Here is a 13,047-nt window from a genome sequence, read left to right as displayed (position 1 = left end):
CACAAAAGAGATTTTTTTGAACAATGTAAATTTGTATTTTTAATTCATCTATAAGAGAGTAAGAAATTAAAAGAAAAAATTGGCATTGATCACAAAAATTAAAACATATCATTTTCTTCCCTATAAGTATGGTTCGGAGTTGTTATTGGATATCGGACGTATTGAAACATTGGAAAATTATGTATTAGATGCTACGTTGCATCAGCTTAGTTTTTACGAAGTTATTTTTATCGAAGAGGGAGCGGGCACTATTGCATTGAACGAAAATAAGATAGCTATAAACCCGCGGACTATTATTTTCACAAGTCCGGGACAAGTCCGTCGTTGGGATATTGAGGAAGCAGTAAAAGGGTATACGCTTTTCTTTGAAAAGGATTTTCTCTATCTTTTTTTTTCGGATGAACTATTTCTGTATCGATTTCAATATTTCCATCAATATTCTCGTCCAACCGAGATGCAGCTATCAGAGACATCATTTGCAAAATGTCTTGAACTTTTATATGGAATTGAACAGGAGTTTGGTCAGCTTCAGAATGACAGCAGTCATTTAATCAGGTCGTTATTGTATCAATTGCTTGTCATTCTCAATCGATACTATGCAAAGGTTCACAATGTTCAGAGAGATACTTATGTTCATTTAGATTTTTATAGGTTTCGATCTTTGCTGGAAAAGAAATTCACAGACGACCATACTGTTGAAGCTTATTCAAAAGCCCTTAATGTCAGTTCGGGATTTCTTAATAAAATTTGTAGACAATTTAGCGGATTATCAGCCCAGCAGATGATTCATTACAAGCTGATTTCGGAAATAAAGAAACAACTTGGCCAAAATAAATCCGCAAAAGAGATTTCATACGAGTTTGGTTTTTCAGATCCCTCTAACTTTAACCGCTTCTTTAAAAAAATAACGGGGACTACGCCACAACAATATCGAAAGAAGCAATAATTGACCATTTTAAAGATAAAATGATCATTTTGACGCGATGTGAATATTCTAATTTTACAAAAAAAAAAGATATGACAAAATTCACACTTAATTTTCTATTGTTGGTAATGAGTGTATTCTCCCTGCAGGCAGAACAGCTCTACGTTAATCCTAAGACTGGTAACGATATAAATTCCGGACTAAAAACGCATCCGCTAAAAACACTTGCAGAGGCCGCAAAGCGTGTAAATTTAAACCAAGAACAGGGAGCAACGACCATTTTCCTTTCAGAAGGGGTACACCTTTTAACAGAAACAGTTTTATTCACAAATGATAAGTATACTTTAAAAAACCGTCTGATCATTCGGGCAGAGATTATGCCTGACGATACTGACTGGACTCCTCAGAAAATGCCGGTGGTGGTTACGGCAGTACCGCTTTTACCGGGAGTGGGAGGGGAAGAGGCCAAAGGGATACAGCCCGAGGTGAGCCATGTGACCATTGAAGGTTTACGATTTACAGGCAGTCCCGATTATTCTTATATGGATGGCAGTAATCTGCGTCGTTCTTATCCGATATGGCGTAATGGAAAAAAATTGGACGATTTGCTCGTAACACAGTGCCTGTTTGCAGGAGATGTTGATGTATTACCGCTGCATGTAGGAGTTATAGCCAACGGTTATGGACTGGTTATCGATCATTGTGTTTTTTTCAACTGTAAAAACCCCGTTGTCTTTTGGCAGACTGATGGAGGTGCAGGCAGCCCTAACGCTATGCGTTATTCACTCGTCTATGGCAGTTATTTTAGTGGCGTTTGGACGACACAAAGTACCAATGGAGACAGTTTCGATTTTCATCATAACGTAATAGCAAACAGCAGTACCGTATGGATAAGAGAAAAAGGAAGCACGCGCCGTTACAAAGCTTCAGACTGCCTTTTTACAAATTATACCAATCTGGCAGGATACGGAAGCGGTCCGTTAAGTGGTAACGATGCAACTTCAACAGACTTTTTAAAAATGGAAAACGTACAAACTACCGGAACTGTAAAAATTGAAAAAGATCAGAGCAAACGGAACTATCTGCAATTGGCTGAAGGTTCAGCTGGTTCAAATTTAAAAGCGGGACTTTTCAAAAAAGAGCAATAAGCCGTTATAAAATTAGGACCATAAAACTAGTTAATTTGTACTATGTTAACCCTAAATTGGAGTATATTATCTGATTGTGCATGAAATAGTATTAAGATAGAATAATCTTCTATTTTTAATGAAATTTCAACACCAAACATGGAACCAATAGCACTTATTTCAGATCATTTTATTGAAGGAAAATGTAATTTTAAAGAACTCATAGAAAGACTTCGGGCCGGGTTTTCGAATTCGGATATCAACGTGCCTATGCGCCATCATCATGATTATCCTAATCCGGAAGAAGGCAAAGATTCTACACTGCTGCTAATGCCAGCATTCCAATCGGGTAAAGATTTAGGCGTGAAAATAGTGACGGTAAGTCCTAATAATGGTAAATATGACCTTCCTTCTATTCAGGGAACTTACATTTATCTCGACGGACACAAAGGAAATATCAAAGCCATTCTCGATGCAAAATCACTAACCGGGAAACGTACTGCGGCAACATCTGCTTTGGCGAGCAGTTATCTTTCGCGAAAAGACTCCTCGTCTATGCTAATGATTGGCACGGGAGCATTAGCCATCAATTTAATTCAGGCCCATGCCAGTGTAAGACCTATAAATGAGGTTTATGTTTGGGGAAGAACGATAGAAAAAGCGCAACTGGTTTGCGATGCTCTTAAAAACACTTCGCTTATTTGTAAACCGGTTTCAACGATAGAAGAAGTTATTTCTCAGGTTGATATCATCTCGTCAGCCACTTTATCACCCGTTCCGCTTGTTTTTGGAAAATGGCTCAAAGCAGGACAGCATTTAGATCTTGTTGGGGCATATAAAAAAGACATGCGTGAGGCAGATGACGAAGCGGTTTTAAAATCGAGTCTGTTTTTGGATACCTATCAGGGTGGATTAAAGGAAAGCGGTGATATTTTTATTCCGCTGACCACCGGTATTATTACAAAAGAAACCATCAAAGCCGATTTGTTTGAATTATGCAGTACGACAAAATCAGGCAGGACATCTGAGACTGAAATCACTTATTTTAAATCGGTTGGACATGCTTTAGAAGACCTTGTTGCGGCCGGATATTTTTATGAAGAGTATAATTTAAAAGTAGAAAAGAATGTCTAATACCTATCAAAATATTTGTAATAATACTGTTTATAAAGCAGACGCTTCCGTACTACAGATCCAAACAATTGATATGCATACAGGCGGTGAGCCTTTGCGTGTAATTGTTTCCGGTTTTCCAGAATTGAAAGGAAATAGTGTTCTGGAATACCGAAGAGATATCAAAGAAAACTACGATTATCTAAGAACGGCACTGATGTTTGAGCCTCGAGGTCATGCGGATATGTACGGTTGTATTTTACTTCCGCCAAATGATGAGGAAGCTGATTTTGGTATTCTTTTTATGCACAATGAAGGATACAGCAGTATGTGTGGTCATGCCATTATTGCGATAAGTTCTTTGGCAGCAAAAATGAAGTGGATCACAGTAAAAGAAGGCGAGAATGAATTAAAAATTGATGCTCCGTGCGGTAGGATTTTTTCGTTTGTGACGGTAGTAAACGGAGAAGTAACAGGAGTTCGGTTTCATTGTGTGCCAAGTTTTGCCGTAGGTTTAGATCGTGTTGTAAATGTTGAGGGGATTGGTGATGTCGTTTATGATTTGGCCTATGGAGGTGCTTTTTATGCTTACGTTGATTTGAGAAAAAATACACATTTGAATTTTGGATTAACGGAAGAAAATTACCGAACCATTATTCAAACCGGGGTCGATATCAAACATGCCGTAATGAAGCAGGATACAAAAATTCAGCATCCGTTTGAGGAAGATTTAAGCTTTCTATACGGCACTATTTTTATCGATGAACCCTTAAATATCTCTAATCATAGCCGAAATGTCTGTGTTTTTGCCGACGGAGAAGTGGATCGTTCACCAACAGGTTCCGGTGTTTCGGGAAGAATTGCGATTGAAAAAGCCAGAAATGCTATAAATCCGGGTGAAGTTATCACGATAGAAAGTATCACAGGAAGTACTTTTAAAGGATCACTGGTCAGAGAAGAAAAATTTGGTCCTTTCGAGGCTGTAATTCCGCAAGTGGAAGGAACGGCTTTTGTAACAGGAATCAATACATTTTTAATAGATCCGAAAGATCCTATGAAGAATGGTTTTATACTGAGATAAGGATCAATTTTAAAAAATATTCAGAATCTCAATGGGCATAAGATTGGGAATTTCTAAAAAAAAATCTCTAAATAAGTTTCCAAATCAGGAAGCTTATTTAGAGATAAGATTATTTAAGTATGATTTAGAAATTAAAATTTGTAGCTGTATCCAAATCGTACAACCTGTGTTTCATAAAAATCTTTACTTCTGTAATTAAAACCTTCACCCTGAATATCTTTTCGTATGCTTAGCGTGTTGAAAATATCTGTAGCATTTATAAACACTTCCCCTTTTCCTTTTTGTACTGTTTTCTTTAGTCCGAGATCAACAGAAAATCTGGAGTCGATTTTTCCTTGTGGAATAATGTCCGGAGCCAGATAAACAGCAGAAATTTGACCTTTTAGTGTTTTGCTTAACTGAAGGCTGTTGTTCCATTTTAAATTTCCGGAGACCATTTGCTGACGTTTTCCATAGTAAGTACTTGGCGTCGGATATAGATTTGTTACGGTAAATGCATCAATGGTATTTTGATATAGATTTCCATTCAGGTTGAAAGAATACCAGGGTGTTATTTCTTTTGAATAAACAGCTTCGATTCCAACAGATGAACTTTTATCTGCGTTTTGAAAAACATTATAGATCAGAGAACTTCCGGGTACAGTAGTGGCAATACGGGCAATAGTTCCATTAATGATTCTATAATAAACAGAAGAAGTAAAATAGCCTTTTTCCATCGTTTTTTTATACCCTACTTCAAAGGCACTTGTAAATTGCGGACGTAATGCAGGATTTCCAACTTTGATAATTTCGGCATCATCATATTTTGGAAAAATACGGATGTCAACCTCTGCCGGTCGGTCTACCCGACGGTTGTAAAAAGCTGTAATTTTATTTTTGTCGTCAATTTTGTATCCAAAACGTACATTCGGAAACGGTTCTGTATAGTTGTATCCGTCACTTTTGTAAGTGGGATGATTGGGATTAACATCGTACTGCAGTTTTACATATTCAAGTCTTAAACCAAGTTCTGCTTCAATTCTGTCCGTTTCGAAAATATAATTGGAGTAAAGAGCAGGAATGATTTCTTTATAATTGGCCCATCCTCCCGCATTGGCGTCAATAGGAGAGTTCGCGCCCGGGAAGAATTGCATGTTGGTAGGGATTTCTCTGTTTCTGAATTTGAAACCTGTTTCAAATCGCCCATATTTTAATGGCCTTATGTAATCAACATTAATATCTACAACTTTTTCATCCGAAAGCAGTTTAAAAGCATCCTGTCCAACCGAAGCTGGCAATGTATTGGTAAAGAAGTATTTTTCATCTTCCCTGTGATAGGTATAGTTGATACCGGCATTTAATTTATGCCCGGGCTGTTTGAATTTATGTTCATAAGAAGCGCTGGCCATTACCGTTGTTTTGAGCTCATCTTCTAAAAACGACCACAGGCGTAACCTTTGAGAATAATCCTGATTGAAGAAAGGCTCATCACCGTTGTCAATAATTTTTTCACTTCCAAAAAGTGCCGAAAAAGAAAAACTGTTTTGTTCATTGTAGTTCCAGTCTATTCCGGATTTTAAAGTGGTAAAATGAGTATTGCGGTTTCGTACCGTTTGCTGATTGATGATGGTGCCGTCATCATAAGTACGGGTTACAAATTCATTTTTATTGAGTGTTTCGGTATACAGATAATCGGCCTGTAAATAGGTATTTATTTTTTCTTTCCTATAATTCAGAGACAGGGAAGGATTGATTTTAGGGGTCATCTGATATTGCGGACGAATGGTTGGTAAATTGGTCTTGCGTTCCCATAAAGCACCGTATCCTGAGCTGATTCCTATTTTACCGTTTAGTCCTTCCTGTTTGTTTTTTTTGTAAATAATATTGATAATACCTGCATTTCCATTGGCATCAAACTTGGCCGAGGGATTGTTTATGATTTCAATTTTTTCAATGGCAGATGCCGGAATATTGTCCAGACCCGATTGATTTCCAAAACCGGTCAGGGCAGTCTGTTTTCCGTCAATCAGAACCATTACTTTATCATTGCCTCGAAGCTGTACCTTCCCTTCATGGAGTGTAACGCCGGGAAGATTCTGCATAGATTGTAAAACTGAGCCTCCGCTTTGGGCGATGTTGTCGGATACGGAGAAAACTTTTTTATCCATTTTGGCACTTACCTCAGATGATTTAGAAGTCACAACAACTTCAGACAATGTATTGATGTCCTCCTCAAGTTCAATGGTGTTGAGGTCCAGGAAATCGGATAGCGTCCCTACAAAGATTTTTTGAGATTTGGTTTTGTAGCCAACAGAAGTAATTTCCAGCGTATAATTTCCGCTAGTTACATTGGTCAGGTTAAAGCGCCCTTCTTCATTCGTTAGAGTGCCGAACAGCATTTTTTGATCTTTGGCCGTCTTTAAAACGACATTTATATAGGGTAGTGGAGATTTTGTTGTTTTGTCTTTAATTAAGCCCGAAAGTGTTGCGGAGCTGTTTTGCGCCGTTGCATTGAATGTTTTAAATACAAGTAAGGCGAATACTAAAAATATCTTTAATTTCATTGGAATGGTTTTAATCTGCTATGCTTTTAAGGTAAGTTCCTTGTTTGTCAAAAATCAGGTCGATAGCGTTAACCTGTGCTTCAAAAGTTATCGTGCCTTGAGCATCAGTGATGACAGCAGCTTCTTTTATCTGTTTGTTTTTATAATTTTTTTGAATGTAAGCCAACGCTTTAGCCGGAAGTTTTTTCACGCTGATTTCTTCTTCCGTTTCCAAAATACTACCGTTGGAATCTAAGAGTACCGCGTGTTCTGTTTGGACTACTGTAAAAGAAGCTTCGTAATTGTTCTTTTCTTTTTCCCAGTTCACATTCTTTTGATTGGGATAAGATTTTAAAAAGGCTGATTTTACAATATGTGGAATGTCTTTTTCATTTACTTTTTGCGCTATGGCATAAGAAGAAAAAAGCAGGACCAAACATGCCAGAATTGAATTTTTCATGAGTACTATTCTTTTAATTAAAAATTATAGTACAAATGTTATATATGAATCTGTAGGAAGTTTGAATTTTTAGAATTTAACGATAAAACGGTGCATATTGTCAGAAAAAATATAGTTTATTTCCCATCGATTCAGTTCCGTAATTTTTTTGATGATTGCCAGTCCAAGACCATTACCGGTAGCGGAAGGGTTGTTTTTATAGAATCGGTTAAAGAGTTTTTCGATTGTCAGGGAAGTGGTTTGTCCGGTATTTGAAAAAACTAATTCCTTCTCAGTAACTTGGATAGTGATTTTCCCGTTTTGTTTGTTGTGGCGAATTGCATTCAAAAACAAATTATTAATCAGGACTTCCGTAAGAGCCGGATTTCCTGTGATGGTTAATGTCGATACAAATTCAGTAGTGATTGTTATGTTTTTGGTATTTGCCTGCTCGGTAAAAAAGTCCAAATGTTTGGTAATATAATCAGTAAGGACAATTGTACTTTTTTCAAGAAAACTTTCATTGTCAATTTTAGAGAGCAGCAACAAGTTTTTATTCAATCGGTTAAGTCTTGCGACATCAAGATTTAAGGACGAAACCAGATTGGATTGTTCCTGGTCTAAATTCAATTGTGTCAGTGTATCTATTTTGGTTTGAAACAAAGCCAGTGGTGTTTGAAGCTCATGGGCTGCATTTTCAACAAATTCTCTCTGATTTTTGTAAATAGCCGTGTTTTTTTCAATCAGTCTTTCAAGGCTTTTATTCAAACGGTCAAATTCATCGATATCGGTAGGCAGAAAGTGAGGCGCTTTGTTTTTGTCTATTTCAAAATTCTCAATCTGACGCAGCGTATTATAAAAAGGACTCCATATTTTGGCCGCTGTGGCTTTTGAAATCAAGATGATTCCGATTAACAGCATAATGATGATGAAAAGAAAGATAAGAGCAATGCTAAATACCATCCCCTCCATTTCCAGCAGATTTATTTTTTCGGTGTAGGTGTATTTCCTGCCGTTTATAGTTACAGGGGCATAAAGTACACGGAAGGGCTCTTTTTCTTTTGCAATAGAATCATACAGCATTTTTCCAACAATAGAATCTTCTTTAACGCCCATGTCCGGAACAATCATTACTTCATGGTTGTACTTGTTCCATAAGTCAATATCTTTTTGTGTAAAATCTTTATGACTTTCTTTGATAAAAGCACCTTTGTGAAAATGCAGTACTTCATCGGTCTCATAAATATAAAGCTGCTGGCTGATAAAGTAGAATAATGGCGCTGCTATTACTAAAATGATAATAGCATAAGTAAGAAAACTGCTGGTTGTTTTTTGGAGTAATTTTTTGCTATTCATTTTCCCATTTGTATCCCAGTCCGTAAACTGTTTTTATATAATCACCGCTTCCTGCCTGACTGAGTTTTTTCTTTAAATTTTTAATATGCGCATAAATAAAATCATGATTGTCCAGCATATCTGCCATATCTCCGGAAAGATGCTCGGCAATGGCGGCTTTCGACAATACTTTATTGTCATTTGCAATTAAAAATAACAACAGATCGATTTCTTTTTTGGTAAGATCCAGTTTAATATCGTTTACCATTACCGATTTTGAAAGTATGTCGATTACAATTTCATTAAAAATGATAGTATTATTTCCCTTAAAATTTTTGCGCCGTATGAGAGCCTGCATGCGCACCAATAGTTCAGAAAGGTGAAATGGTTTGGTCAGAAAATCATCTGCGCCAAGGTTAAATCCTTCAATCCGCGTTTCGAGTGTTTCTTTGGCAGAAATGACAATAACACCGTCCGTTTTATTTTTTCTTTTGAGTTCCCTTAAAATATCAAAACCATCACCATCAGGAAGCATAATATCCAAAAGGATACAGTCATAGTCGTAAGAATCAATTTTACTAAGTGCCAGGCTGTAGCTTTCGGCTGTTTCACACTGAATGCCGTTTGTTTTAAAATAATTCCTGATGCTTTGAGCAATTTGCTGCTCATCTTCTATGATTAAAATTTTCATGCTGCAAGTATAACCTGGAATTTTGTAGAAAAATTGAATCTTTAAATATTTCTATTTTAAAGTAATTGAATCTATTCTGCTTTTTCTTTTTGATATTCAATTTAAAAGTAGTGATTATAAAAATAAAATGAAAAAAATGCCAATAGGTCTTATGTATAGAGTTTGAATTTGGAGAAATAATACCGTTGTTTGTATCAGTATTATCAGGTGTCAGGATGTTTTTGTAAGGTTTTTACCTTTTTATTTAGGTGTAATATCGAATTTAAATCAAATGAAAGAAATTTATTACGTTAATAAAATGTTATGAAGTACTAATTATTTTAAATAAAGTATTTATTTTGGCTCAAAATTCTAAATTTCTTCTAAATTGAATCATTACTTTACTTGCCATTAAAGGTTATTATATGAGAATCGAAAAAAAATTAAACAAAGTTTCGCAAGACGGATTTTATAAATTATCCGCTTTTTCGAATGTTTCTGTTTTTTTTTCGTTTTTCTTTCAAACCGCTTTTTATTATTGGTACTCAAAAATTATCAGTTTTATTTCAATTTGCTTTTTTAAGATTTTATTTCCCTTTCGTAAAGGGCTATCACTTGTGTTATTCTACTTATTGTATCTTTTACTTTTCTCTAAAAGATGGATCGGTACATAAACTGTTATGGATTTTTTAATCTCCTCTTCATTTTAATTACAAAACTTTGCGGACGGAATGAACAGTGATAGTTAAGTTGCTTTCCGCTTAAAAGAAATTCTCAGCCTTTAAATTTACCATAACAACAACACAATGAATACTAGTATTATTAAAAATTATTCTAAACTTAAGTTCTCCTTATATTTTTTGCCCTTATTCTGCTTAGCTGCTGTTGTACTGTTTCTGTATTATGAGAATGCTTTAAGCGTTTATAATTATGCACAAATTCAAAAAAGCACCTTTCTTTATATTAATTCCCATTTGGGGCTTTATCCTAATTTACAATACAATCTTACTCAATTGGGAGATGCTTCGATTTTTTTATCCTTTTTAGCTCTTTTTGTAATCTATGGACCCAAGTTATGGGAAGCTTTGCTGTCGGGTTTATTGTTTTCGTTATTATTATCCTGTCCGTTAAAAGCAATATTTGCTGTTCCGAGACCTGCTGTGATTTATAATAGTGAGATTACATGCATCATGGGAAGAAAATTATGTGGCTTCAATAGTCTGCCTTCAGGACATTCGATTGTAGTTTTTACCGTGCTGACCATTATTTTATTTGCCTTTATGCCACAGCGATTAAAATTTAAAATTCTGTGGTCGGTATCGATCATTACCATTGGACTTATTTTAGCATTTACAAGAGTAGGTGTAGGGGCGCATTATCCTCTTGATGTAATTACAGGGAGTATTCTGGGGTATATTTCCGGTATTACAGGTATTTTTATTAGCAGAAAATATAAAATAGGGGCCTGGATCAACAATGACAGATACTATCCCATTTTTATGGCATTGTTTATCATTTGTTGTATTTGTTTGATCGAGAAAATTATTAGAGAAAATTTGATCATATATTATCTTTCGTTTATTAGCTTAGCAGTCTCACTTTATAAGATCACTTATGTTTACCTTAAAAAAAAATAATTTCAAAATAACTCATTTTGTTTTATTGATGAGTTTTTTGATTTTTTTATTCTTCCACCTGCCATTTTACACCTTTGTTTTTAACAATGTCGATTATAAAAGTCTGAACGGTATTGTTTTGATTGTGAGTTTGGTAATTTTAATGCTGGTGCTTAATGCATTTGTTTTATACCTCCTGTTTTCGCTCTCTCGACGTGTTGGGAAATTTTTGCTGATCTTGTTTTTTATGATCAGTTCAATTGCAGTTTACTTTGTGAATACCTATAGCGTCATCATTGACGAAAGTATGATCGGTAATATTTTGAATACGAATTACGAAGAGTCCAGCAGTTTTTTTTCCTTTAAAGTAATTTTATATGTAGTTTTTCTTGGAATTATTCCGAGTATTTACATCGCAAAAGCCAAAATAACAAAGGTACCATTGAAGGAGTTTTCAATTACCGCTTCGGTGACTTTAGTATTTATTGCCGTTTTGGTATTTGTTAATGCCAGTAATTGGCTTTGGATTGATAAAAATTCGAAACGACTTGGAGGTCTTGCAATGCCCTGGTCATATTCGGTTAATACACCGCTATTTTACATTCATAAGTTCAAGAAAAATGAAAAGGAAATTTTGCTGCCAAATGCGGTTATAAAAGACAATGAGAAATCGGTTGTAGTTTTGGTTATCGGAGAATCGGCGAGGAGACAAAATTTTTCTCTTTACGGTTATAAGAAAAACACCAATCCGTTACTTTCCAAAACAGAAAATGTATTTCATTTTAATGCCAATTCTTGCGCTACTTATACTACTGCTGGTGTAAAATGTATTTTAGAACATAAAGACAGTAATGATCTCTATGAGATTTTGCCTAATTATTTGTATCGCAATAATGTTGAAGTGATTTGGAGAACAACCAATTGGGGAGAGCCGCCGGTTCATATCAAGAACTATCAAAATAAAGAAGCATTAAAAGCGGATTGTAAAGGGGAGGAATGCGAATATGATGAGGTTTTACTAAGAGGATTGAAAGAGCAGATTCAGGCCAGTAAAAAGAATAAAATACTAATTGTGCTCCATACCAGTACAAGTCACGGACCTACATACAGTAAAAAGTATCCACCAAAGTTTGAGACTTTTAAACCTGTTTGTAATAGTGTTGAATTGGGTAAATGTTCTCAGGATGAACTTCTTAATGCTTATGATAACACGATCGTGTATACCGATTATATACTTCATAGCGTGATCGAGGATTTAAAAGAACTAAAAGAATATAAAAGCACCATGATTTTTGTTTCGGATCACGGAGAATCTCTTGGAGAAAAAAATCTTTATATGCACGGTGTGCCAATTAGCATTGCCCCTAAAGAGCAATATGAGATTCCGTTTATTGTTTGGGTGTCCGATCATTCAAAACAGCTGAAGCCTAATGAAACATTGACTCAAAACCATGTTTTTCATAGTGTTTTAAAATTTCTTAATGTTGAAAGTCCTGTTTATGATGAGAAGATGAACATTTTTAAATAAGAAGTATTGATGGTTTTGTCGTATCTAATTCATTTCTAATTTAGTTGGACAGCTGCGACAAAACCAAATTTTAACTGTAAGCATAATTTCTGAAGACTTATTTTAACCCGATAGGTGTGATTATTTTTAAGCATAGACTTTCTTTCTATAAAAAAAATATGCTTATAATGTATTAAATATTTTGACATGCAGATTGCTTCGCCTGTTCGCTATCGCTCGGGTCTGCAGATTTTTTGGATCTTTTTAGTTCGTTAATTTGTAGCTATTCTTCAAACATATAAACATAGACTTTCTTACTTAAAAATGGGACGTTTGACATTTCACTTCTTACTTTTTTCAGAAAATCTATGTGTTAAATATTTTTTCACACGCAGATCTTGAAGATTGCTTCTTCTTTTCGCTATCGCTTGAGTCTGCAGATTTTTGGATCTTTTTAGTTCGTTAATTTGTAGCTATTCTTCAAACATATAAACATAGACTTTCTTACTTAAAAAGGGACATTTTACATTTCACTTCTTACTTTTTCACAAAATCTATGTGTTAAATAATTTTTGTATCAAGCACCCGAACTATGCTTATTTAAAAATTTTTTGACCAGAGGGATAAAAAATCTGCTTTCTACTAATTAAAACAGGTAGAACTACGCTTAAAAATCACAGTTTTAGTGAGTTTATTTGTTATGACCAATAAC

The 13,047-nt window shown here is 35.1% G+C and carries 10 protein-coding genes; 6 read left to right on the top strand and 4 right to left on the bottom strand.

All coding sequences use genetic code 11. The features are described from left to right. Nucleotides 1-85 precede the first annotated feature (85 nt). The 4 genes from ACAM30_RS21800 to ACAM30_RS21785 all read left to right on the top strand — a co-directional run bounded on the left by ACAM30_RS21800 (nt 86) and on the right by ACAM30_RS21785 (nt 4,246). Nucleotides 86-946: a helix-turn-helix domain-containing protein gene (locus ACAM30_RS21800; RefSeq protein ID WP_369616611.1), complete on the top strand. Its 861-nt coding sequence runs from the start codon at nt 86-88 to the stop codon at nt 944-946. A gap of 71 nt (nt 947-1,017) precedes the next feature. Next, on the top strand, nt 1,018-2,073 hold the full coding sequence (locus ACAM30_RS21795) for a hypothetical protein (protein WP_369616610.1): 1,056 nt from the start codon (nt 1,018-1,020) through the stop codon (nt 2,071-2,073). Between the two features lie 138 nt (nt 2,074-2,211). After that, nucleotides 2,212-3,186, top strand: coding sequence for an ornithine cyclodeaminase family protein (locus ACAM30_RS21790; protein WP_369616609.1), 975 nt, complete (start codon nt 2,212-2,214; stop codon nt 3,184-3,186). Next, entirely contained in the window at nt 3,179-4,246 is a 1,068-nt protein-coding gene (locus tag ACAM30_RS21785; RefSeq protein ID WP_369616608.1) for a proline racemase family protein, read from the top strand. Before ACAM30_RS21790 ends, ACAM30_RS21785 begins: the two co-directional genes overlap by 8 nt. A 131-nt stretch (nt 4,247-4,377) precedes the next feature. On the opposite strand, the gene ACAM30_RS21780 is transcribed toward ACAM30_RS21785, so the two are convergent. From ACAM30_RS21780 to ACAM30_RS21765, 4 genes are all read right to left on the bottom strand, one after another. Then, entirely contained in the window at nt 4,378-6,789 is a 2,412-nt protein-coding gene (locus ACAM30_RS21780; protein ID WP_369616607.1) for a TonB-dependent receptor, read from the bottom strand. A gap of 10 nt (nt 6,790-6,799) precedes the next feature. Beyond that, a complete protein-coding gene (locus tag ACAM30_RS21775) occupies nt 6,800-7,228 on the bottom strand; it encodes a PepSY-like domain-containing protein (RefSeq protein WP_369616606.1) in 429 nt (142 codons plus the stop codon). A gap of 69 nt (nt 7,229-7,297) precedes the next feature. Then, nucleotides 7,298-8,563, bottom strand: coding sequence for a sensor histidine kinase (locus tag ACAM30_RS21770; protein WP_369616605.1), 1,266 nt, complete (start codon nt 8,561-8,563; stop codon nt 7,298-7,300). Further along, entirely contained in the window at nt 8,556-9,233 is a 678-nt protein-coding gene (locus tag ACAM30_RS21765; RefSeq protein WP_369616604.1) for a response regulator transcription factor, read from the bottom strand. Before ACAM30_RS21765 ends, ACAM30_RS21770 begins: the two co-directional genes overlap by 8 nt. A gap of 785 nt (nt 9,234-10,018) precedes the next feature. Here ACAM30_RS21765 and ACAM30_RS21760 point away from each other — a divergent pair. Beyond that, nucleotides 10,019-10,849, top strand: a complete 831-nt coding sequence (locus tag ACAM30_RS21760; protein ID WP_369616603.1) for a phosphatase PAP2 family protein — start codon at nt 10,019-10,021, stop codon at nt 10,847-10,849. Then, complete coding sequence (gene eptA / locus ACAM30_RS21755) at nt 10,827-12,356, top strand: phosphoethanolamine--lipid A transferase EptA (RefSeq protein WP_369616602.1); 1,530 nt, start codon at nt 10,827-10,829, stop codon at nt 12,354-12,356. Before ACAM30_RS21760 ends, eptA begins: the two co-directional genes overlap by 23 nt. The last annotated feature ends 691 nt before the right edge of the window (nt 12,357-13,047 follow it).

This window comes from Flavobacterium sp. CFS9 (assembly GCF_041154745.1).
Lineage (GTDB): Bacteria > Bacteroidota > Bacteroidia > Flavobacteriales > Flavobacteriaceae > Flavobacterium.
This window is presented reverse-complemented; position numbering and strand designations above follow the sequence as displayed.